The sequence below is a fragment of the Pseudarthrobacter phenanthrenivorans genome (assembly GCF_036455295.1).
Lineage (GTDB): Bacteria > Actinomycetota > Actinomycetes > Actinomycetales > Micrococcaceae > Arthrobacter > Arthrobacter phenanthrenivorans_C.
This window is the reverse complement of record NZ_JAYXNX010000026.1, coordinates 375-21,998: the sequence shown is the minus strand read 5'-3', so window position 1 is coordinate 21,998 and position 21,624 is coordinate 375. Positions and strand designations below refer to the sequence as shown.

The 21,624-nt window shown below is 67.3% G+C and carries 15 protein-coding genes, 1 tRNA gene and 1 riboswitch; of the genes, 5 read left to right on the top strand and 11 right to left on the bottom strand.

Features of this window, described 5'->3' with window-relative positions:
• Positions 1 to 3: 3 nt before the first annotated feature.
• A riboswitch (cyclic di-AMP (ydaO/yuaA leader) is annotated at positions 4 to 165 on the bottom strand.
• A 171-nt stretch (positions 166 to 336) separates the two neighbouring features.
• The 5 genes from VXJ37_RS20355 to VXJ37_RS20335 all read right to left on the bottom strand — a co-directional run bounded on the left by VXJ37_RS20355 (position 337) and on the right by VXJ37_RS20335 (position 8,309).
• Positions 337 to 2,397 (bottom strand): glycosyltransferase family 39 protein, encoded by a 2,061-nt coding sequence (locus VXJ37_RS20355; RefSeq protein WP_331324820.1) that lies wholly within the window; start codon positions 2,395 to 2,397, stop codon positions 337 to 339.
• Between the two features lie 6 nt (positions 2,398 to 2,403).
• Positions 2,404 to 4,563, bottom strand: coding sequence for a glycosyltransferase family 39 protein (locus VXJ37_RS20350; protein WP_331324819.1), 2,160 nt, complete (start codon positions 4,561 to 4,563; stop codon positions 2,404 to 2,406).
• On the bottom strand, positions 4,560 to 5,936 hold the full coding sequence (locus VXJ37_RS20345; RefSeq protein ID WP_331324818.1) for a bifunctional glycosyltransferase family 2/GtrA family protein: 1,377 nt from the start codon (positions 5,934 to 5,936) through the stop codon (positions 4,560 to 4,562). The genes VXJ37_RS20350 and VXJ37_RS20345 overlap by 4 nt, the downstream gene beginning before the upstream one ends.
• A gap of 126 nt (positions 5,937 to 6,062) precedes the next feature.
• On the bottom strand, positions 6,063 to 7,556 hold the full coding sequence (locus VXJ37_RS20340; protein ID WP_331324817.1) for a sensor histidine kinase: 1,494 nt from the start codon (positions 7,554 to 7,556) through the stop codon (positions 6,063 to 6,065).
• 12 nt (positions 7,557 to 7,568) lie between these two features.
• Positions 7,569 to 8,309, bottom strand: coding sequence for a response regulator transcription factor (locus VXJ37_RS20335; RefSeq protein WP_331324816.1), 741 nt, complete (start codon positions 8,307 to 8,309; stop codon positions 7,569 to 7,571).
• A gap of 240 nt (positions 8,310 to 8,549) precedes the next feature.
• Here VXJ37_RS20335 and VXJ37_RS20330 point away from each other — a divergent pair, with 240 nt between their 5' ends.
• The 3 genes from VXJ37_RS20330 (at position 8,550) to VXJ37_RS20320 (ending at position 11,845) form a co-directional block, all read left to right on the top strand.
• A complete protein-coding gene (locus VXJ37_RS20330; protein WP_331324815.1) occupies positions 8,550 to 9,566 on the top strand; it encodes a hypothetical protein in 1,017 nt (338 codons plus the stop codon).
• 565 nt (positions 9,567 to 10,131) lie between these two features.
• On the top strand, positions 10,132 to 10,995 hold the full coding sequence (locus VXJ37_RS20325) for a winged helix-turn-helix domain-containing protein (protein WP_331324814.1): 864 nt from the start codon (positions 10,132 to 10,134) through the stop codon (positions 10,993 to 10,995).
• Between the two features lie 322 nt (positions 10,996 to 11,317).
• Positions 11,318 to 11,845 carry a SixA phosphatase family protein gene (locus VXJ37_RS20320; RefSeq protein ID WP_331324813.1) on the top strand — a complete coding sequence of 176 codons (528 nt, stop codon included), beginning with the start codon at positions 11,318 to 11,320 and terminating at the stop codon, positions 11,843 to 11,845.
• Here the strand turns inward: VXJ37_RS20320 and VXJ37_RS20315 are convergent.
• The gene (locus VXJ37_RS20315; protein WP_331324812.1) at positions 11,814 to 12,737 is read right to left on the bottom strand and encodes a LysR family transcriptional regulator; all 924 of its coding nucleotides are present in this window, start codon (positions 12,735 to 12,737) and stop codon (positions 11,814 to 11,816) included. The two genes, VXJ37_RS20320 and VXJ37_RS20315, sit on opposite strands and share 32 nt — an antisense overlap.
• 73 nt (positions 12,738 to 12,810) lie before the next feature.
• Between VXJ37_RS20315 and VXJ37_RS20310 the strand changes: the two genes are divergently transcribed.
• Positions 12,811 to 13,815, top strand: coding sequence for an EamA family transporter (locus VXJ37_RS20310; RefSeq protein WP_331324832.1), 1,005 nt, complete (start codon positions 12,811 to 12,813; stop codon positions 13,813 to 13,815).
• Between the two features lie 589 nt (positions 13,816 to 14,404).
• Here VXJ37_RS20310 and VXJ37_RS20305 read toward each other — a convergent pair.
• The 5 genes from VXJ37_RS20305 to VXJ37_RS20285 form a co-directional block, all read right to left on the bottom strand.
• Positions 14,405 to 15,052 (bottom strand): TetR/AcrR family transcriptional regulator, encoded by a 648-nt coding sequence (locus tag VXJ37_RS20305; RefSeq protein WP_331324811.1) that lies wholly within the window; start codon positions 15,050 to 15,052, stop codon positions 14,405 to 14,407.
• Entirely contained in the window at positions 15,049 to 17,085 is a 2,037-nt protein-coding gene (locus VXJ37_RS20300) for a YhgE/Pip domain-containing protein (RefSeq protein ID WP_331324810.1), read from the bottom strand. The genes VXJ37_RS20305 and VXJ37_RS20300 overlap by 4 nt, the downstream gene beginning before the upstream one ends.
• Positions 17,082 to 17,801 (bottom strand): ABC transporter ATP-binding protein, encoded by a 720-nt coding sequence (locus VXJ37_RS20295; RefSeq protein ID WP_331324809.1) that lies wholly within the window; start codon positions 17,799 to 17,801, stop codon positions 17,082 to 17,084. The genes VXJ37_RS20300 and VXJ37_RS20295 overlap by 4 nt, the downstream gene beginning before the upstream one ends.
• Before the next feature lie 67 nt (positions 17,802 to 17,868).
• Positions 17,869 to 19,323 carry a dihydrolipoyl dehydrogenase family protein gene (locus VXJ37_RS20290; RefSeq protein WP_331324808.1) on the bottom strand — a complete coding sequence of 485 codons (1,455 nt, stop codon included), beginning with the start codon at positions 19,321 to 19,323 and terminating at the stop codon, positions 17,869 to 17,871.
• Between the two features lie 63 nt (positions 19,324 to 19,386).
• Positions 19,387 to 19,463, bottom strand: a tRNA-Arg gene (locus tag VXJ37_RS20285).
• A gap of 276 nt (positions 19,464 to 19,739) precedes the next feature.
• Here VXJ37_RS20285 and VXJ37_RS20280 point away from each other — a divergent pair.
• A complete protein-coding gene (locus VXJ37_RS20280) occupies positions 19,740 to 21,566 on the top strand; it encodes a phosphoenolpyruvate carboxykinase (GTP) (protein ID WP_331324807.1) in 1,827 nt (608 codons plus the stop codon).
• Positions 21,567 to 21,624: the final 58 nt, after the last annotated feature.

The window sequence follows — 21,624 nt, the reverse complement described above, 5'->3', positions numbered from 1 at the left end:
TTGATCGCCTCTCACACCTGCGGAGTTAGCTGTCGGGTTCGGATGAGGGCATCCGGCCGTACGGAAAGATCACGTACTGGCTTAACCCCAAGGGCATTCATTGCCCGGGACGGTGGGTCCCCCGCCTCTGCCGTTGCTCAATCGGGAATCCGGGGAAGCGGCAGAGCTTGGCGTCAACCCGGGATATGCGGCCCGAACGGGGACCGCACCCAATCGACGGTACAGGAAGATCACGCGAAAGTCACATTTAGGTAACGGAAGTCACGCGCACGGGCGCGCCGCATTGCGCCCGCCCCGTCTTCGCAGGGCAGGCGCAGAGGCAAGGAGGCCTGCCCGTTACCGCGCCAGCAGGTAGACCGTGGTGCCGCCGATGTTCTGTGACGTAAAGTTGTCCGCCACCCACTGCGCTATCTGTGCAGCGGCATCGGATCCCGTGCTGGAGCGCATGGCTCCGCCCGCGATGAAGTAGTGGATCTTCCCCTGTGCCACCAGGTCCTGGAATCCTGCGAGGGTAGGCGACGGGTCGGTGCCGTTGAAGCCGCCGACCGCCATGACGGGCAGTTCCGTCGCCAGCTGGTAACCGGCCGCGTTGTTGGAACCCACCACTGCTGCGGACCACGTGTAGTTGGACGCGCCGTCCCTCAGCGCCGCCACGAGTTCTGCCGACGGGGTGGGCGCGCCCAGGAGCCCACCCATGCCGCCGCCGCGGGCACCGGCGAAGCCGGCTCCGCCGCCAAATCCGGCTCCGCCCTGTGCTGCGCCGCCGAAGGTGCCCTGTTGCCGGGCGCCCTGGCCGGCCGGCTGCCGGGTCCCGCCGGTTCCGCCAGGAGCGCCGCCGCGCCCGCCTGCGCCGGCACCACCGGGGCCGAACCCCTGCGCAGGCCCCGCACTGACGATTGCTCCACTATGGGCGGTCGCCGCCGTCGTGACGGAGTAGGCCAACGGTCCGGCGAGTGACGCTGCGATGGCGAGCGCCGCCGTCGTCCGCTGGAGGGAATGCGGGCGCAGGAAGCTGGTGAGTCCTGCGCCTGCTGCGGCGGCGAGCCCTCCCACCAGCACCACCCAGCGCAGCCACGGGCCATAGGCGGACGTCGTGCCCAGAAGGTAGAAGGCCATGAGGCCTGCTGCCGCTACGGCTGCAGCCAGGAGGGCGGCGGCAACGGCCTGCTGCCGGTGCTGCCATAGAAGGACGGCGCCCAGGCCGGCCAGCCCGGCGATCCCCGGTGCCAGTGCCACCGCGTAGTAGGGGTGGATGATGCCAGCCATGAAGCTGAACACCAACCCCGTGACCAGGACCCACGAGCCCCAGATGATGACGGAGGTGCGGACGGCATCCGTGCGTGGGGCCCGCCGGCCCACCCACAGCAGGCCCCCAGCGAGGATCAGGGCCGACGGCAGAAGCCAGGCGATCTGGCCACCGAACTCGCTGCCGAACATCCGCAGCAGGCCGGGAACGCCCCAGCCGTTGCCGCCGCCCACGCTGCCGGTTTCGTCACCCGTCAGCCGGCCCAGCCCGTTGTAGCCGAGGGTCAGTTCCAGGATGGAGTTGTTTTGTGATCCGCCGATATACGGCCGCACGCCGGCGGGCGTCAGCTCAACGGCCAGCAACCACCATCCGGCCGAGGCCACCATGGCCGCCCCGGCAGCTCCCAGCCGGAGCAGCCGGCGGGGCAACCTTCCGGGCCCGGCCACTGCATAGGCCAGGGCGAAACCGGGAACCACCAGCAGCACCTGCAACTGCTTGGCCAGGAATCCGAAGCCCAGGAACACGCCGGCCAGCAGAAGCCAGCGCAGCCTGTCGTCCTGCACGGCGCGGAGGACTGCGTAGGCGGCAGCGGTCATGAGCAGCACCAGCAACGCATCCGGGTTGTTGAAGCGGAACATCAGCGTGGCAACCGGGGTAAGGGCCAGGACCGCCGCGGCCAGCAGGCCCGCCCGGTGCGCCAGCCGGGCATCACCGGTTGCCGGTGCGGCGGCCCGGCGCACGGCCAGATAGAGCAGCCATGCCGTCCCCACCCCCATCAGCGCCTGGGGAACCAGGATGCTCCAGGAGCTCAGGCCGAAGAGCCGGACTGACAGCCCCATGACCCACAGCGAGGCCGGCGGCTTGTCCACTGTGATGGAGTTGGCGGCGTCGGAGGAGCCGAAGAACCAGGCAGCCCAGTCCTGCGATCCGGCCTGGGCTGCCGCTGAATAGAACGCGTTGGCCCAACCGGAGGCCCCAAGGTGCCACAGGTACAACACTGCGGTGGCCGCCAGTACTGCCGCCAGTTCAAGCCGCCGGCGGAGTGCCTGGGGGTCGTGCAGGACGCGGGCGGAGGCTGTGCGTGGTGCAGGATCCCGGTGCCCGGGGGTGGTTCGGAGCGCAGTTGCATGGGTTGGGGAATGGCTGGTCATCGCGTCCTACTTGGTGAGTTTGTACACGGTGGAGTTGCCGACGGTCTCGGCCTGGAAGTTGGCCTGGACCCACGCGGCCACCTCGGAGGTGCCGCCCCGGCCACCCATACCGCGGCCGCCCATGCCGCCGCCCTGGATGAAGTAGCCGATCTGGCCTTTGTCCACCATGTCCTGGAACTGCGCGAGCGTGGGGTAGGGGTCCCCGCCGTTCCAGCCGCCCAGCGCGATGACGTTGGTGTTGGTGGCAAGTTCCAGGCTTGCCGCCTGGGTGGCGCCGGAGACGATCGCGGACCATTTGGTGGTGGTGGACGAGAGCAGTGCGGTCACTGCGGCGTCCGCCGTTCCCTCACCGCCGGGTCCACCAGCGCCACCCGGACCACCGGCTGTCGGGCCGGCACCGTCGGCCGCGCCGCCAAATCCGTTGGCGGGATCGAACCCGTTGCTGCCGGTGGTTGCGCCGTCAGTGCCTGCAGCTGCGTCCCTGCCGCCGGTGCGGTCGCCGCGGAAGCCCGCGGCACGGTTCCCGAAGCCGCCCGCCGACGAACCCGCCGGCCCGGACGTCGGAATGGAACCGGCGTGTGCGGTCGCAGCGGTGGCAAGGGTCCAGGCGGCGGACCCAAGTCCGCCGGCAAGAAGCGATACGACGACGACGGCGGCAGCACCGGCGCGCCGGAACCGTCCGGTGGTGCGCACTGCGTCGAGGCGGAGCAGGATTGCCGCTGCGGCCAGGACGCCGAGGACGATGATGGTTACGCGGAGCCAGGGCAGCCACGAGGCGTCGCGGCCGAGCAGGACTGCGGACCACACCGAGGTGCCGAGGACGGCCACGGCCAGGACGATCCGGGCAGCCCAGGATTGGCGGCCGCGCCAAAGTTCCACTGAGCCAATGCCTACCAGTGCCGCGACCGCCGGTGCGAGCGCCACAGAGTAGTAGGGGTGGACGATGCCGCTCATGAAGCTCAAGACTGCGGCGGTGACCAGGAACCAGCCGCCCCACAGGACCAGCGCGCCCCGGCCCGGCGACGTGCGTGCCTCGCGGCGCGTGAACCACAGTCCGGCGACCAGCAGGATCAGGGCGGCGGGCAGAAGCCAGGAGACCTCGCCGCCAAAGCTTGTCCCGAACATCCGCAGCACACCGGCAGCGCCGCCGAATCCGCCGTTGCCGCCGAAGCTGCCCCCCGGCCCACCGGCAGCGCCTCCGGCGCCACCGCCGGGCATGCCTTCGCCGGACCCGGTGATCCGGGCCAGGCCGTTGTAGCCGAAAGTCAGTTCAAGGAAGCTGTTGGTGGTGGACCCGGCCATGTACGGACGGTCCGAGGCCGGGGTCAACTGGAAAAGGGCAACGTAGCTGCCGGCCACAACGAGGATTCCGCCCAGTGCACCGAACAGATGCGCCACCCGACGGCCCAGCGTGGTGGGCGCGGCCCACAGGTAGGCGAGCCCGAGCGCCGGAACGACCAGGAAACCCTGCAGCATCTTGGTGAGGAACGCCAGGCCGATCACGGCTCCTGCTGCAACAAGCCACTTCCAGCCGGCGCGTTCGATGGCCCGGGTGGTGAAGTACGCTCCCAGCACCAGGCACAGGGTGAGCATGGCGTCCGGGTTGTTGAACTTGAACATCAGCGCCGCAACGGGCGTCAGGGCCAGGGCACCTCCGGCCACCAAGCCGGCGGCCGGTCCCGAGACCCGCTTGACGGTCAGGTAGAGAATGCCGACGGCGGCCACGCCCATGAGCGCTTCCGGCACCAGCATGCTGAGCGGCGAGAATCCGAAGATCCGTCCTGCGAGGGCCGGAACCCACAGTCCCGCTGGCGGCTTGTCGACCGTGATGGCGTTGCTGGCGTCCAGGGACCCGAAGAGCAACGCTGTCCAGTCCTTGGTGCCGGCCTGGATGGCTGCGGCATAGAAGGAGTTCCCAAAGCCGGTTGCCGCGAGGTTCCAGAGGTAGAGGACCGCAGTGGCCACCAGGAGAGCGGCTGCTGAAGGACGGACCCAGCGGGGCTGGCCGCCGAAGGCGTAACGTGTCCAGCGCCCTTCAGGGTGGGCCGCTCTGGTCCCGGGCGCTGCGGGCTCTGCCGGGGGTTGAGGGGCCACGCCCGGCGCGCCCGCCGGGGAATGGGGGACAGCGGTGGACCCGCCACCCGCCGTTTCGATGGTGGAGGTCATGATGCTGCCGTTTCTGTTGAGGTGGCTGAAGTGTTGGGGGTGGTGGGGCTGCCGCCTGCGGCGGCCGACTGCCCGCGGGGTGTGCGTTCACGGAATACCCAGAGGCGGAACAGCAGGAACCGGGCCGCGGTGGCTGCCAGGTTCGCCGCCACTACGGTGACCACTTCCAGCCACCGGTCCGGCGTCGTCGTGCTGTGCACCAGGGCCAGCGCGCCGGAGGTGAGCAGCAGGCCAATGCCGAACACGATCAGGCCCTCGAAGTGGTGCCGGACCGGGTTCCCGCCCTGGATGCCGAACGTGAAGCGCCGGTTGGCACCGGTATTGGCCACCGCGGTGATCAGCAGCGCCAGGAAGTTTGCCAGTTGCGGGTCCATGAAGCCCCGGCAGAACAGGAAGATCAGCAGGTAGGCCAGGGTGGAGGCGGCGCCGATGACGGCGAATCGGACCAGCTGGCCGAACAGGCTGCTGCCGGGCGTTTGCTCGTCTGCCCGGGAGGATGCGGGGAGCGGGCCCCGCGCCAGCGCTGCGCGCAGTTCCGGAACAGGAATCCGGCCGTACACCAGGTCACGGGTGAGGCGGGCCATTCCGCGGACGTCGGCCACTGCGGTCCGGACCACGTCCACGCTGGAGTCGGGGTCGTCGATCCAGTCCACCGGAACCTCGTGGACGCGCAGTCCGCACCGCTCGGCCAGGACCAGGAGTTCTGTATCAAAGAACCAGGAGTTGTCGACGGTGTAAGGCAGGATCTGCTGGGCGACGTCGGCGCGGATGGCCTTGAAGCCGCACTGGGCGTCGCTGAACCGCGCACCCATGAAGGAGTGGAGCATCAGGTTGTAGCTGCGTGAGATGAACTCCCGCTTGGGGCCGCGGACAACCCTTGAGTTGCGGGTGAGCCGGGTGCCGATGGCAAGGTCCGAGTGCCCCGAAATCAGCGGCGCCAGCAGCGGTGCCAGGGCGGCGAGATCGGTGGAAAGATCCACGTCCATGTAGGCCAGCACCGGCGACGGGGAGGCCAGCCACACCTTCCGCAGCGCGTTTCCGCGGCCCTTCTCGTCGAGGTGGACCACGGCGACTTCCGGGAACTCCCGCGCCAGCCGCTCCGCGATCTTCAGCGTGCCGTCCGTGCTGGCGTTGTCCGCCACCGTGATCCGGAAACGGTGCGGAAAGGAATCCACCAGGTGCGCGTGAAGCCGGCGAAGGCATTCCTCAAGGTCGCGTTCCTCGTTGAAGACCGGGATGGTCACGTCGAGGACCGGTGCGGTGGTGTGTGTATTCACAGGGGCCCGCCGTACGGCGCGCCCCCGGGACGGAATGCCCGGCGGCGCCACCGCGGCGTCCTGCAGGGTTCCTGAAGGGGAGTCGGTGAGCGTCATGGATCAAGAGTGGCGCTCCCGGATTTGAAGGCTTTAGGCGCAACCTGTGCTGCGCCTGTGTAAGTGCGGCCAGGGATTGTCACCACCAGGACGGGCGCCCAGGACGGGCGCCCGGGCGGCGCTGCTTCAGGCCGTGGCGGTGCGGGCCGCGGGAAGCCGCACCGCGAACTCGGTCCTGCCAGGCCGGGAGACCAGCTCCACGGTGCCGCCATGGGCCATCACGATGGATTCCACAATGGACAGCCCCAGGCCCGACGAACCCTCGGAACCGGAACCTCCCGGACCGGACCGGGCAGCGTCTGCCCGGGTGAAGCGGGAGAAGATGCTGCCCTGGAACTCCGCAGGGATGCCCGGGCCGTCGTCGGTCACCGTCACCACCACGCTCCCGTCGGCGGAGCGCATTACCCCCGCGGTAACCTTGGTGCCGGCCGGGGTGTGTTTCCGGGCATTGGAGAGCAGGTTGGCCAGGACCTGGTGGAGCTGGGTGGTGTCGCCGCGCACCACCACGGGTTCCTCGGGCAACTGCAGCTGCCAGGTATGGTCCGGCGCCATGACTTTTTCATCGCTGATGGTCTCGACCACCAGCTGGGTCAGGTCCACGTCTGTGGTTTCGGTGTCCTTGCCCTCGTCCAGCCGGGCCAGCAGCAGCAGGTCCTCCACCAGCGCGGTCATTCGCTCGGACTGGCTTTGCACGCGGCCCAGCGACTTCCGGCCATCGTCCGTCAGGGTTTCGGTCATCCGCATCAGCTCGGTATAGCCTCGGATGGCCGTCAGCGGTGTTCGAAGTTCGTGTGAGGCATCGGCCACGAACTGGCGCACCTTCATCTCGCTGCGCTGCCGGGCCTCAAGGGCGCTGGAGACGTTGTCCAGCATGAGGTTCAGGGCATGGCCCACGCTGCCCACTTCGGTGGTGGGATGCGCTGCGGAAGGCGGCACACGCACGGCAAGGGCCACCTCGCCGGCGTCCAGGGGCAGTTTGGATACTTTGGTGGCCACATCGGAGAGCTGTTCCAGCGGCCGCATGGTCCGGCGGATCAGGGCCGTACCGGCCAGTCCAATCAGGAGAAGGCCGCCGAGCGACACCAGGACCATGGTGAGCACAAGTGAAGCCTCGGTGCTCTGCTTCATTGCCAGCGGCAGGCCGGTGATCACCACATCCCCATATGCGGTCTCGGTTGCCATCAGGCGGTAATCGCCATTGGACAACTCCCGGTCCACGGGCACGCCGTCGTGGGGGAGTGCCTGCAAGGTTGCAACGTCCCGGTTGGTCAGGGCTATGCGGGTGGCATCAGAGGAAAGATAGCCGGCTTCCCGGCTGACCTGTCCGCCCACCACCCTCGCATTGAGCGTCCCCACGCTTTGTCCGCGCGCGTCCAGCGGATCGGGACGGCCTGAGGGATTGCCTTCCGGCGGCCGGCCCCGGGATGCCAGCTTCAGCTGCGCGTCCAGCTGGTTGGTGAGGACCACATCCATGGAGGCATAGCTGACCACGCCGATCGCGCCGGAAATTGCCACCAGGAGGGCCATGGAGAGCAGGATCAGCCGGGTACGGAGGTGCCAGGTGGAAGGGTTGAACCAGGACCGGCCGGCGGGCCGGGGAACACCGGAGAGCGAGGACATGCTGTTCCTTGGCTAGTCTGCGGGCTTGATGACGTAGCCCGCTCCGCGCACTGTGTGGATCATCGGCGGGTGGTTGGCTTCGATCTTCTTGCGGAGGTAGGAGATGTACAGTTCCACGATGTTCGCCTGGCCGCCGAAGTCGTAATCCCATACGTGGTCAAGGATCTGGGCCTTGCTCACCACACGCTTGGGGTTCTCCATCAGGTAGCGCAGGAGTTCGAACTGCGTTGCCGTCAGCTGGATCTCCTCGCCGGCACGTGTCACTTCACGGGTGTCCACATTGAGCACCAGGTCACCCACTACCAGCTCGGCCGTGTCCATGGCGGCAACGCCGGAGCGCTGCACCAGGCGGTGCAGGCGCAGCAGGACCTCCTCCATGCTGAAAGGCTTGGTGACGTAGTCATCCCCGCCGGCGGCCAGTCCGACGATGCGGTCCTGGACGTCGTCCTTGGCGGTGAGGAAGAGCGCAGGCACCTCCGGCGCAAACGCGCGGATCCTGCCCAGCAGCTCCACGCCGTCGAACCCTGGCAGCATGACATCGAGCACCAGGACGTCCGGGTGGAAATCCTTGGCCAGCTTCACGGCGGCCGGGCCGTCGGCGGCCACGGCAACAGACCATCCGGCCATGCGCAGCCCCATGCTCATGAGTTCCGACAGGCTCGGCTCGTCATCCACCACAAGGGCTCGGATGGGGGAACCGTCAGGGTGGGTGAGCTGGGGAAGGTTGTTGGTCATGGGGTGCGGGGATGCCATGGGACAACTCTCCGATCTGTCGGTTTGCCGATGCTTTGCCGTTGCTGTGTTCACGCTGTGAGCTCCAGCCTAGCCACCTGTGGTTCGGGTAAGCGCTGCCTTACGGCCGCGGCCCCTTACGCGTTCCCTTGAAGGTCACAGGCCGCCTTGGTCTGCCGCACAGCCCCTGCACAGCAAACCGTCAGAGCCTGTTGGGACAACAGCATCACCACCAGCAGTTTCAACTTCTTGGAGAAAGCCATGGATCAGCAGGACAACAACGCAGTCCCCGGGGCAGCAGGGCAGAACGAGCCGCAGCGCGCCGCAGAAGGACGGGAGCAGCCGCCCGCCGCGGTCTGGGGCGGGACATCAAACGCAGCCAGCCCCGATGGTGCATCTGACGGATGGAGCGGCCGGGCCGCTGGCGGCCAGGGCGCGGCAGGTCATGACGCGCAGGCGCAGGGCCAGGCCGCCCAGGAGCGGACCATCCCCTTGGGCGGTACACCGTCCGCAGGCTCACAGTCGGCAGGCTGGGGTGCGACGCCGCCAAACGGACAGGCTCCCAGTGCCGGCGCAGGATGGGGCGTACCGCAGCAGAACGCAGCCAAAGGCCCGGGCCGGCCCGGGAAAGGCAACTGGACCGCCAGGAAAGGCCTGCTGGTGGGCGGTGTGGCGGTGGTGGTTGCCGCAGCTGCAGGCGCCGGTGCAGGCGCCTATGCAGCAGGCAACGGTAGCGCGGGCGCTTCGGCGAATGGCCAGCGCACCGGTGCCGGCGGCCAGTTTGGCCGCGGAGGCCAGAACGGTACGTCCGGCCAGGGCGGCATGATGGGCCAAGGCGGCCAGGCCGGTGTGAACGGCGGTGGGATGACCGGCCGCGACGGCGGCATGGACGGCGGACCGGGAGGGCTGGGCGCGGGAGGCGCTGGCCTGAATGCCGCCGTACATTCTGAATACGTGGTCCTCCAGGGCTCCAACTACGTGACCATGGCTGGCCAGACGGGCACGGTCACGGAGGTCTCGGCCACGTCGATCACCGTCAAGAGCGAAGACGGTTTTTCCCGGACCTATGCAGTCGGCACCGACGTGCAGGTAACCCAGGGGATGCGGCAGCGTGGCGGAAACTCCACCGGCAGCACACTCAGCATGTCCGACGTAACCACCGGGGCGACGGTCCGCCTAACGGCACTCAAGAGTGCGGACACCTACACGGTCCAAACCGTTCAGCTCACAACGTCCACCACGGGCACCGCGCCCAGTTCGGGGACAAGCACCAACTGACTCCTGCGGGCAGGGAGATGGCAGGACCTCCTGCCTCCGGCAACATACTGATGCGAAAAAAATCAGCTGGAGGCAGGACGTCGGCTGGACACGCCCCTCGTCCATCCGGACGATTCCACGTCAAACGGTTGAATTTCCGGTCTGTTCGATGGAAGCGCGATATCCCAAATTTTATTCGCGAAATACCGAAATATGAGGTCTCCGACGGGATAGCAACCCGCAAAAATTACCGCCATCGAAATAGTGACATGCAGCACAAATCCCCGATTCGTCTCACGATGCGGACGATTCGGTCCATTGTTACTTGCAAGTTGGCATTGTTACGCTGCACACTTCCAATGTGAACAAGAACTCAACAGCACCTGCAGCCGCAGAATATTGGCCCAGCACATCCGCTGCTGCCGACATGCGCTGTTGTCGAATGCACGCCTGACCTTCCCACCCCCTGAAGTTCTTAGGCATTCGCCCCCCAGCCCAGCGTCGGGCGCCCCTCCCCGGTCCGCCTGACGGGGAAGCCAGCATTCGAGCCGCGAAGACGGCCATTTCACATTGAGGTAAGCATTCCATGTCAGTTGCATCCGGATACGTCCACATCTCTGTCCGTAACGCCGCCAAGGCGGGCCAGTCCTCCGGCCTTCGTCCCGGCTTCGGGCCCCGGCCGGCGCTAGCCCCCTCCACCTCCGGAAGCAGCTTCCCTGCCCAGGGTTTTGCCCCGCAGGGGTACAACCCGAACTCTTACGGCCAGTTGCGCGCCGTGCATCCTGCCGAGTCCGCACCAGTCACTGCGCCCACTCCTGTCGTAGCCGGGTCAAACCCGGTCCGCCCGGTGGCGAACGACAACGTGGCCCGTGGATTCGTCCTCTACATGGGCATCGATGAAGAGACGGCAGCAGCAGCCGGAACCTCCATCGCCAAGCTCGCCCAGGAAATCCGGGCCTACGCCCAGTCGCTGGTCTCCGGGGCCGAGAGTTACGCAGCAGTGGCCGTAGCCCCTGCAGGCACCCCGGGTTCCGCGCTCGACGTCGTCCGTTCCACCTTTGGTGACCCCACCGTCAACCGCCAGCGCGCTGAAACACCCCGCCCTGCCCAGTCGCACGAGCCGCGCCCGTCCGGCGTTCTCATTGACTTGGCCCGCCGCGAAGTGCACCTTGACGGCGAGTCCCTGAACCTCACCTTCAAGGAGTTCGAGCTCCTCAACTACCTCGTGGAAAACGGCACCCGCACCGTGGGCCGCGATGAACTCCTCGAAGGGCTGTGGCGCAATGCCGAAGAAGTGCCCAACGAGCGCACCATCGACGTCCACATCCGCCGCCTCCGCTCCAAGCTGGGCCGCCTCGCCAACACCGTCCGCACGGTCCGTGGCCAGGGGTACCGGTTCTACGAGCACCCGGAAGTTGTTGTCTGGGCCGCTCCGGAGTACTCGATCTAAATCCCTTACGCACGAAGGCGACTTGTTCCGGTGGTACGGGTCGCTTTCGCTTTCGCGACACAATCCCTCTGCACCTGCGCTCGTTCCTCCCCGCCGCCTCCCTCGCCTCGCAAGCTCGGCCAGGGGACCCTGGTGGCGTGGGCCCAATGCAACAACGGCGCTGTCGGGATGTGCCGCCTTTTGGCGTAGGCCGAACCCTCTCCAAGCACTGTGCCTTCACGGCTGCTTGGTCCTTGCGTCACTGCGGGCAGTACTTGGCGTGACGCTTCTTCGGTTGTCCCCTCATGTCCTTGGCCGCGGTTGCTCGGGCTAGGCTTGGGCCATGAGTTCGCACCATGTCCGACGCCTTGTGATCATGCGCCACGCCAAGGCTGACTGGCCGGGCGGAGTGGCCGACCATGAGCGGCCGCTGGAAGAGCGGGGGCACCGGGAGGCGCCGCTGGCCGGCCGCTGGCTGCTCAAGCACAACATCGTTCCGGACTTCATCCTGTGCTCAAGCGCCCTGCGCACCCGCCAGACCTGCACCTGGGTGTGCTCGGAGCTTGGTGATAAGGCCCCCACGCCCAAGCTTGAGGATGGCCTGTATGCGGCCACGGCACTGCGGATGCTGGCCGTGGTCAACCATGTTCCGGACACCGTGACCACATTGATGCTGATCGCACACCTGCCCGGCGTGCAGGACCTGGCCATGCACCTCGCCTCCCGCGACTCCGACCACGACGCCTACATGGACGCGGCCACCCGCTTCCCGACCAACGCCCTGACGGTCCTGGAAACGGAGAAGCCCTGGGCCGAACTTGACGGGCAGGACGCCCGGATCACGCGGTTTGCGGTTCCCCGTTCACACTGAGGGCGATGTCGCGCAGCAGGCCCGCCACGTGCCTGATGCCCGGACTGGCCGTCATGGTCCTGCGGTGGACAAGCCCCACCTGCCGTGCCTGCACCGGGTTGACCACCGGAATGGCGACGACGTCCGGCGGCAGTGCAGGCCTGCCCAGACGGGGGACGAGAGCAACCGCCACCGCCTGCTCCACAAAGGCGATATGCGTCGCGAAATCGGGATCGTAGACCCGGATGTCCGGCAGCCGCCCCAAGTCGGCGAAAATCCGCAGCAGGGCCTCGTTGCAGATCGCTCCGGCGGGGGTGCTGATCCAGCGTTCATCGACCAACTCGGCGGGTTCGACTTCAGGGCGCCCTGCCAGGGCGTGGCTGCGATGCACCAGGAGGTCCGCCACGTCCTCGCACAGCCACTCCAGGGTGAGATGCTCCGGAATAACCAAGGGGACGGAATTCCAGTTGTGCACCAGTCCCAGGTCCGCGTCCCCGTTGGCCACGCGGGCCACGGCTTCACGCGGGTCCTCCGCCAGTACTGAGACATTCAATGCGGCGCCCGACTGCCCAAGCCGCGCCAGCAGCGGACCCACCAGGCCGCGGCAGGCAGTGGAGAACGATGTCAGGCGCAGGCTGCCGCTGGGTTTCGCCGGGTCCACCAGCAGAGTGGACTCCAGCTCCTCCAGTTCGGCAAGTATCCGCCTGCCATACGCTGCGAGGGCCAGTCCGCGCTCGGTGAGCAGGACCCCGCGCCCCCGGCGTTCCAGCACCGCGAAGCCGGCTTCCTTCTCAAGCTTCTTCACCTGCTGCGAAACGGCGGAAGGGCTGTACCCCACGGCATCCGCGGCGGCGATGACGGTACCGTGCTGTTCGATGGCGGCCAGGGCCCGGAGTGAGCCGATGTCGATCATGAAGCAAAGGTACATGGTCCTGCACTGAAATGTGCGCTGGTGCTTCATGCCGGACGCTGCCAAAGTGGGAACCGTGAACCTGCGCGACTCCCTCCTTGCCGTCCTCGTCGCCCTGCTGTGGGGCCTGAACTTCGTGGCGATCGACCTCGGTCTTCACGCCGGCGGCCAGGACTTTCCCCCGCTCCTGTTTGTGGCTGTGCGGTTCGTCCTGGTGGTTGTTCCCTGGATCTTCTTCGTCAGGAAGCCGAACGTCAGCTGGAAGGCCATTGCCGGCGTCGGACTCTTCAGGAGCGCCGGCCAGTTCGGCCTTCTCTACCTGGCCATGGCACTCGGCATGCCCGCGGGCCTGGCCTCGCTGGTGCTGCAGGCACAGGTACTGCTGACCGTTCTGCTGGCCGCCGGTTTCCTGGGTGAGCGGCCCAGCAGGCGGCAACTTGCCGGCGTTGCGCTGGGCGTGGCCGGGCTCGGCCTCGTGGCGGTGGGACGCAGTGCGGTGGCGCCGCTGCTGCCGCTGGTCATTGTCCTGGCCGCGGCGCTGTCCTGGGCTGCCGGCAACGTCATCGCCCGGAAAGCCAAAGCCGCTTCAGGGCTGGGCCTGGTGGTCTGGTCCGGCGCCGTGGTGCCGCTTCCGCTGGCTGCGCTGTCCGTGCTGGTTGACGGTCCCGGCACCGTCTGGCATTCGCTGTCAACGCTTCAGGCGCCCACCCTGCTCAGCGCACTCTACACGGCTGTCTTCGCCTCGCTGGTGGGCTACGGAATCTGGAACCGGCTCCTGGCAAACCACCCGTCGTCGGCCGTTGTCCCGTTTACCCTCCTGGTCCCCGTGGTGGGCATGAGTGCTGCGTGGCTTGTTCTGGCCGAGGTACCGTCGCCGACGGAGCTGGCAGGCGGAGTGCTCCTGCTGGGCGGGGTGGCGACGGCGGTGCTCACCCGGGCAGGCAGGCGCACTCAGCGGCGGGAGTTGGAGCCGCTGCCGGACCTGGGTGCCGGCTTGCCCTGCGGGACCGAGGACGACGCCGGGCGCTTGGCTGCAGGGGACGTCCCGCGGGCCGGGGCCCGCGAGGCCGACGCCCGCTGAACGGCAGGTCCCTGGGTACCGGCTGCCTGGCCGCCCGCACGGGATGCGGCAGTCCGGGGTGTGGCGGCCTGGGCGGCGGTAGCCCGGGGGCTGGGTGCGGTCGTGCCGGTCCGCTGTGCTGTGGGGCGTTGCGTTGCCGGGCGCTGTGCTGGGCCGCGCTGTGCCGCGGGGCGTGGTACTGGCGCCGGACGTCTCCTGCCCGGCCACAGCGCGCCCAGGAAGAGGACTCCGAACGTGGCCACCAGAGCGCCGGCCGCCCCGATGAAGTAGTTGTCGGGATCGCGGGTGGGCAGCGGGGTCCCCAGGAAGGAGGACTGCCCGTCGAACGCCAGCTCCCAGGTGCTCAGGAACGCCAGGGAAAAGCCCAGCGCCAGGGCGGTCCCGGCCCCTGTGGCCAGCAGGGCAAGGCGCCGCCGACGGATCAGGACCTCCGCAAGCGCGGCAAGGTAGGCCAGTGCCAGGACACCCACGAACGCAAGGAACACCGGTTCGGCGAGGGTCATCGCCGTGAGCACCAGCAGCACCGCGGCCACGACACCGCAGATGACCGCGAACTTACCGCTCTTCCCCGTATGCCGCATGTGCTCCATCATCCCCGAGGAGCAGGCTCCTTGAGGACGTAGCCGCGCATGATGGCCATGATTGCTGCAACACTTTGGTCACGGGTGCGCTCGGGGTTGTACGTCTGGCGGTCCAGGCCCACCACGAAGCAGGCCCCGAAGATGGCCGTTTCCAGGCTGCCCCGCGACACCGAATCATCCACGGGATAGGCCGCAGCCACCTTCTCCACTGCCTGGCCGATTACCTCCAGGAGCTCCGACCGCAGGACCGAGAATGTGCCCTGCCACTCGCTTGGGATCCGCCAGTTCTCGCTGACCCAAAGACGGGCGAAGGACGGGTACTCGGCCATGAAATCCATGGCCTGCCCAATCATCGCTTCCATGTCGAGCAGCGGATCGCGGCTTGTTCCACCACTGTCGGCGGCCTCGAGCAACCGGGCTTTGAGGATGTCCACCCCATGGCGCAGGAGCTGGGCTATCAGCTCCGACTTGCTGCCGAAGTTGTAGTAGACCGTGCCCTTGGAAACCCCGGCGGCTGCCGCGATCTCATCCACGGTGACGCTCGCGGCGCCGCGCTCGCCGATCAGCTCCATTGAGGCATCGAAGAGTTTCTGGCGCGTGGCGTTGGTCCGGGCGGGCCGGAGCCCTTTGCCCGGGGCCGCCGGTTCGGTGGTCATACTGCAATCTCCGGTTTCAGTGTCTTGAGCGTCCAGTACTTGTTCTTGCGCACGGCCAGCGTGGACATCGCAGCCCCCAGCACGGTGTAGCCCAGCAGGCCCACCAGGGTGGGGACAATCATGGACAGGTCTCCGCCATAGATGAGATGCCGCATGCCGGTCACAACATAGCCCATGGGCAGCACCTGGTGGACCACGTGCAGCGGCTGCGGCGTGGTCTGCCACGGGAAGGTGCCGCCGGATGACACCAGCTGCAGGACCAGGAGGATCAGCACCACCAGCTTGCCCGGCGAGCCCAGCAGAGCCACCACCCCCTGGATGAGCGCACTGAACGCCATGGCCGCCGCCAGCATGAACAGATACATCAGGACCGGGTGGGCGGGGTTGAGGGCCAGCGCCACGTCTACCACCACTGTCAGGAGCGATGCCTGCACCACCGAGACCAGAAGGAAGGGCAGCCAGCCGCCAAGGGCGACCTTCCACGACGGTGCATTCGAGGCCAGCGCCCGCTGTGTAATGGGACGCATCGCCTGGACCAGCATGAAGATGCCGATCCACATTGCCAGGGTGAGGAAGAACGGTGCCAGCCCTGCGCCGTAGGAGCCGGCCTTGGCCTGCGATACGTTGCTGACGGCCACGGGGTCGGCCATCACCTGGGACAGATTGCTCTTCTGCGCGTCGTCGGGGTTGGGGACCTGTCCGGCGCCCTTCCCGATCTCGTCGGCCAGGGTGCGGGAGCCTGTGGCGGCCTGGCCGGCGCCGTCGGCAACCTGCGCGGCCCCGGCATCGACCTTCCGGGCACCGTCCGCAAGGCTGGCGGCGCCGTCGACGGCGGATTGCTCACCGGCCGCCAGCGCGGCGGCCCCGGTGTGGAGCTGGTCTGCTCCTGCCGAGGCCTGTGCGATGGCGTCCTTCAGCGCCGGCATGCCGGCTGCCAGCTGGGCCGCGCCCACACTGACAGCTTCGGAACCGTCGGCCAGCTGCTGGACCTGGGCGGCGTCCGTCTGGATCCTGCTCCTGGCGGCTGCCACGGGACTGGACGCCGCGGCGGCATCAAAGTCTGCGAGAACTTTGTCTGCCTGATCCTGGGTCAGGACACCTGAGGCGACAAGCCTGCTGTTCGACTCAACCACGCGTGAACGGAGGCCCTGGTCCGCGGCCGCGAGCTGGGTGGCCACGTCCTGCACCTTGGCGTTCAGCTGCGCGTTTCCGGCGGCGACCTGGGCAGCACCGGAAGCGAGGGTCTGGGTGTCCGTAGGAAGCGTGGCCGTCTTGTCCTTGAGGACTGACAGGCCGCTGCTGAGCTGCCCCGCGCCGTCGGTCAGCTGGTTGGCCCCGTCCCGCAGCTTCAACTGGCCGGCGTACAACTGGTCCGCCCCGCTGCTCAGGGCTGAGGTTCCTTCGTGAAGGGTGACCGTTCCGTCCCTGAGCGTGGCCACGCCGTCGGCCAGCTGCGACGCGCCGTCGGCGGCCTGGAGCATCTTGGAGTGGATGGTGCCGAAGCCCGTAAGCAACTGGTTGGCCGTCTCCTCTCCCACCTCCTTGGCCACGGTGGAGTGGACGGCGGTGGTCAGCTTGTCCACGATGGTGCCCAGGAGATAGTTGTTGGCATCGTTCGTGGTGACGTTCAGCATCGCCTGGCTGGCCGAGTCGAAGCTGCCGGGGGACACCAGATTGGCTGAAAAGTCTTTCGGAATCTTCAGCGCAAAGGCGTACTGTCCACTGCGCACCCCGGCGTCCGCGTCGGAGGAGCTGGCCACGGGAATCCAGTGGAACACGTTGCCTTCCACCAGGCTGTCGGCCACCTTTGCGCCGGCATCAAGCTTCGTCCCGTCCGCGGCGGTTGCACCGGAGTCCTCCACGACCAAAGCCGCGTCCAGGTTATTGAGATGGCCGTACGGATCCCAGTTCGCGTAGAGGTACACCGCGCCGTAGAGGAGCGGGACCATGGTCAGCGCCAGGATGGTCAGTTTGGGCAGCAGCCCGCCGGTCATGCGCTTCAGTTCGGAGCGGGCCAGCCGCAGGACAGTCACTTGGCAACCTCGGTTTCGAGTGTGGTTTCGTTTTCCGGTTCTGGCGTGGCCCCTGCGGCATGTTTGCCGGTGGACGCCTCCGTAGCAGGCTCGGGGAGGGCATTGCCGATCGCGGCCGACGGTCCGTCCCACGAGGCGGGGACGGCACTGACGGCCGCCACGACGGCGAGCGGCCGTCCGGCGTCGTACGCCAACTCCTGGAGGCGCGGCAGCCAGGTGGCCTCATCCGCGCTGTGGCGGTCCGGGGAGTCCACCACCAGCAGGTCCGTGCGTGGGTTGGCCAGGGCCAGGGCCGTCAGCAGCTCGAGCCGCCGCCGGGGGTCCAGCTGCTCTGTCCACAGGTCCGCGATGTCCTCGAAGCGGTTGACTTTGAGCCATGGGCCGCTGAGCAGCGCTCCCCGGTACCGTCGCGGGATCAGGGCCAGGTCCTCGGTTACCAGGTCGTGGACGCTGAGGTGTTCCTCGGGTTCATTGACGCCGGGGGAGTCCACCAGGGCCGCGGCCAGGCGGAGCTGTTTGGTCCGGGAGCTGCCGTCCCAGCCGAGCTGGCCGTCCGTGGCCTTCATCCTCCCGCTGAGCAGGAGGGACAAGGCCGTCCGCTGGTCCTGGCGGTCGCCGGTGACGAGCAGCAGGCCGCCGCGGGCAGCCGTCACCGAGGTGGGTGGAAGCAGCGGGTCCCGGCGTCCTTTGGCGTGGAGCTGGTGTGCTGAGAGCAAAGCTTGCCTTTCGCAGAAGAGGTCTGCATTAAGGCTAACCGAACTGACTGGTCAGTTCAAATAGGAGTCAGAGTCCATACTTCTCCAGCAGCCGGAGCCACACTTCGCTGATGGTGGGGTAGGAGGGGACTGCATGCCAGAGGCGCTCCAGCGGCACCTCGCCCACCACGGCGATGGTGGCTGCGTGCAGCAGTTCCGCCACGTCAGGCCCGGCAAATGTCGCACCCAGGAGCACTTTCCGGTCCTCATCGACCACCAGCTGCGCCCAGCCTTCGTAGTTCTCCGAGTGCAGCGAGGAGCCGGCCACCTGGATGGGCAGTTCCACGGAAGATGCGTTATACCCGTCTTTCCGGGCTGCCCTGAGGGTGCGCCCCACGCTGGCCAGTTCGGGGTCCGTGAAGACGACGCTTGGCACGGCGTGCTGGTTGGCGGTCTGGGCGTAGCGGGACCAGTCGCCGGGGGAGCCCTTGAGCTCACCCTTGGCCCGGGCTGCGATGGCATCGCCGGTGGCGCGGGCCTCGTACTTGCCCTGATGGGTGAAGAGGTTCTTCCCGGCGGTGTCGCCTACTGCGTAAAGCCAGGCTTCATCGCCGGGCGTTTCCCTGACAAGGCCGGAGGCATCCGTTGACAGGGTCAGATGCCCGGATTCGTCGGGCTGGATGCCCACGCTTTCCAGGCCCAGGCCCTCCAGCGCCGGATGCCTGCCGGTGGAGACCAGGACTTTTTCCGATGTGACCGTGGCCCCGCCGCCCAGGCTGACGGTGAGAGTGCCGTCGTCGTTCTGGCTAATCCGTTCAGTAGCGGTGTGCAGTCGCAGTTCCACTCCGTCTGCACGTAGCCCTGCAGCCACCAGCGCCGATGCTTCCTCAGGGAAGTTGCCCAGCAATCCGCTGCGCGCCACAAGCGTGACACTGGAGCCCAGGCGCGCGAAGGCCTGGGCCAGTTCAACTCCGGCTACGCCGCCGCCCAGTACGGTCAGCCGCTCCGGGACCTTGCTTGCCGACGTTGCCTCGCGTGTTCCCAAGACCTGCACATCCTCCAGGCCTTCGATGGGTGGCGTGGTGGGGGTCGAGCCGGTGGCAAGCACCACGGCATGGCGGGCGCGCAGCAGATGCTGTGTTCCGTCCTGGCCGGCCACTTCCACGGTCCTGGGCCCGGTCAGCCAGCCGTGGCCGCGCACCAGGGCGATGCCGGTGTCCTCCACCCATGAGACCTGGCTGTCGTCCTGCCAGTTCGAGGTGAAGTAATTTCTCCGCTCCAGCACAGCTGCAGCATCCAGGGTGCGGGTCACGGCCTCCTTTGCGCCGGGCGTGGTCTGCGCCCCGTGCAGTGCGATGCCCGGGCGAAGGAGTGCCTTTGACGGCATACAGGCCCAGTAGGAGCATTCGCCGCCTACCAGTTCCGCTTCCACGAGGACGGCAGTCAGTCCACCCTGGGTGACGCGGTCCGCCACATTTTCCCCAACGGCGCCCGCGCCGATCACAACAACATCAAATTCGCGCTCAGCGGCCTCTGGCATCATGTGCAAAGCCTAGCCGTGACGGCACAAAAAAAGTCCGCACCGGCGAGCCGGTGCGGACCTTGCTGGTGCGCCCAAAGGGATTCGAACCCCTGACCTTCTGTTCCGTAGACAGACGCTCTATCCAGCTGAGCTATGGGCGCATTCCGTGTCCCGGGAGAAGAACCGCTCTCCCCGAACCTCGAATTACTTTACGCGAGCCCGGCCCTGATGCCAAATCGAACCCGCTGTAATGTCCGCTACTAGACCGGTCTAGGTGACCTTTGTCACTTAATTCGCGTTTTCGCGGCAACAATTCCTTGATTTTCCGCGGAATTCACTTTCCGTGACCGCAGATGTCAGTCAAGCTCCCCAAAAACTGGACCGGTCCGGACCATAGCATTTAGCACACACCGATGAACCCGAGGAAGGGAACTGCAATGGGCGATCTGGCGCAGAAGCCGCTGCTTGAGAAAGCACCCACCACACATGCCGGGTTGCTGGCATGGGTCGAAGAGGTTGCTGAGCTTACGCAGCCGGACCGCATTTACTGGGTTGACGGGTCCGAAGAGGAAAACGCCCGTCTCACCGATGAGCTTGTTGCTGCCGGCACCCTGACCAGGCTCAACCAGGACCTCTTCCCCAATTCATTCGCCGCGTTCTCGGATCCCGCAGACGTTGCCCGCGTCGAGGAACAGACCTTCATTTGCTCCGAGAACAAGCGCGACGCGGGCTTCACCAATAACTGGATGGACCCGGCGCAGATGAAGGACAAGCTGCGCGGCCTGTTCGCAGGCTGCATGCGCGGCCGCACCATGTACGTCATCCCGTTCGTCATGGGCCACCTCGACGCCGAGGACCCCAAGTTTGGTGTCGAGATCACGGACAGCGCCTACGTTGTGGCCTCCATGCGCATCATGGCCCGCATCGGCACCGATGTCCTGGACCGCATCACTGAAACCAACGCCTTCTTCGTTCCGGCGCTGCACTCCGTAGGTGCGCCGCTGGAGCCGGGCCAGGATGATGTGCCGTGGCCGTGCAACCCGGACAAGTGGATTGTCCACTTCCCGGAGGAGCGCTCCATCTGGTCCTTCGGTTCGGGCTACGGCGGCAACGCGCTGCTGGGCAAGAAGTGCTACGCCCTGCGCATCGCTTCGGTGATGGCCCGCGACGAAGGCTGGCTGGCCGAGCACATGCTCATCCTCAAGCTGACCTCCCCGGAGCAGAAGACCTACTACGTCGCGGCCGCCTTCCCGTCCGCGTGCGGCAAGACCAACCTCGCCCTGCTGGACCCCACCATCAAGGGCTGGAAGGTCGAGACCCTCGGCGACGACATCACCTGGATGCGGTTCGGCAAGGAAGGCGAGCTGCGGGCCGTCAACCCCGAGGCCGGCCTGTTTGGTGTGGCGCCCGGCACCGGCTGGGGCACCAACCCCAACGCCATGCGCGCCATCGCCAAGGGCAACAGCATCTTCACCAACGTGGCACTGACCGACGACGGCGGCGTGTGGTGGGAAGGCATGACGGACGAGGTGCCGGCGCACCTGACCGACTGGCAGGGCAACTCCTGGACCACGGATTCGGACAAGCCCGCAGCGCACCCGAACTCCCGCTTCTGCACTCCGATCGACCAGATCGACATGCTGGCCGAGGAGTACCACAGCCCTGACGGCGTGGAGCTTTCCGCCATCCTGTTCGGTGGACGCCGCAAGACCACCATCCCGCTGGTCACCGAGGCCCGCAGCTGGTCCCACGGCATCTTCATGGGTTCCACCCTGTCCTCCGAGACCACCGCAGCCGCAGCAGGCGCCGTGGGTGTGGTCCGCCGCGACCCCATGGCCATGCTGCCCTTCATCGGTTACGACGCAGGCGACTACCTGAACCACTGGGTCAACCTGTCCGCCAAGGCCAACCCGGAGCGGCTGCCCAGCATCTTCCTGGTCAACTGGTTCCGCCGGAACTCCGAGGGCGGCTTTGCCTGGCCGGGCTTCGGCGACAACGCCCGCGTGCTCAAGTGGGCCATCGAGCGCCTCGAGGGCAAAGCGGACGCCGTCGAAACCCCCATCGGGTTCGTGCCCACCGGTGACGCCATCGACCTCGAGGGACTGGACATGACCCCCGCGCAAGTGGAAGAAGCCGTAAAGGTCGATCCCGCCGAATGGGCAGCCGAACTGGCTTCCATTGAGGAATGGTTCGCCAACTTTGGCGAGTCCCTGCCCCAGGCACTGCAGTCAGAGCTGGCCGGCCTGAAGGGCCGCCTCTCCTAAGCGCCACCGCCTAAACCACGACGACGGCCCCGCACCTTTCGCGAAAGGTGCGGGGCCG

Excerpts from the sequence above, each read along its gene's own strand:
- VXJ37_RS20325 (WP_331324814.1), top strand. The coding sequence starts at position 10,132 with ATGTCAGTTGCATCCGGATACGTCCACATCTCTGTCCGTAACGCCGCC.
- VXJ37_RS20305 (WP_331324811.1), bottom strand. The coding sequence starts at position 15,052 with ATGACCACCGAACCGGCGGCCCCGGGCAAAGGGCTCCGGCCCGCCCGG.
- VXJ37_RS20350 (WP_331324819.1), bottom strand. The coding sequence starts at position 4,563 with ATGACCTCCACCATCGAAACGGCGGGTGGCGGGTCCACCGCTGTCCCC.
- VXJ37_RS20340 (WP_331324817.1), bottom strand. The coding sequence starts at position 7,556 with ATGTCCTCGCTCTCCGGTGTTCCCCGGCCCGCCGGCCGGTCCTGGTTC.
- VXJ37_RS20330 (WP_331324815.1), top strand. The coding sequence starts at position 8,550 with ATGGATCAGCAGGACAACAACGCAGTCCCCGGGGCAGCAGGGCAGAAC.
- VXJ37_RS20355 (WP_331324820.1), bottom strand. The coding sequence starts at position 2,397 with ATGACCAGCCATTCCCCAACCCATGCAACTGCGCTCCGAACCACCCCC.
- VXJ37_RS20290 (WP_331324808.1), bottom strand. The coding sequence starts at position 19,323 with ATGATGCCAGAGGCCGCTGAGCGCGAATTTGATGTTGTTGTGATCGGC.
- VXJ37_RS20320 (WP_331324813.1), top strand. The coding sequence starts at position 11,318 with ATGAGTTCGCACCATGTCCGACGCCTTGTGATCATGCGCCACGCCAAG.
- VXJ37_RS20315 (WP_331324812.1), bottom strand. The coding sequence starts at position 12,737 with ATGATCGACATCGGCTCACTCCGGGCCCTGGCCGCCATCGAACAGCAC.
- VXJ37_RS20280 (WP_331324807.1), top strand. The coding sequence starts at position 19,740 with ATGGGCGATCTGGCGCAGAAGCCGCTGCTTGAGAAAGCACCCACCACA.
- VXJ37_RS20345 (WP_331324818.1), bottom strand. The coding sequence starts at position 5,936 with ATGACGCTCACCGACTCCCCTTCAGGAACCCTGCAGGACGCCGCGGTG.
- VXJ37_RS20335 (WP_331324816.1), bottom strand. The coding sequence starts at position 8,309 with ATGGCATCCCCGCACCCCATGACCAACAACCTTCCCCAGCTCACCCAC.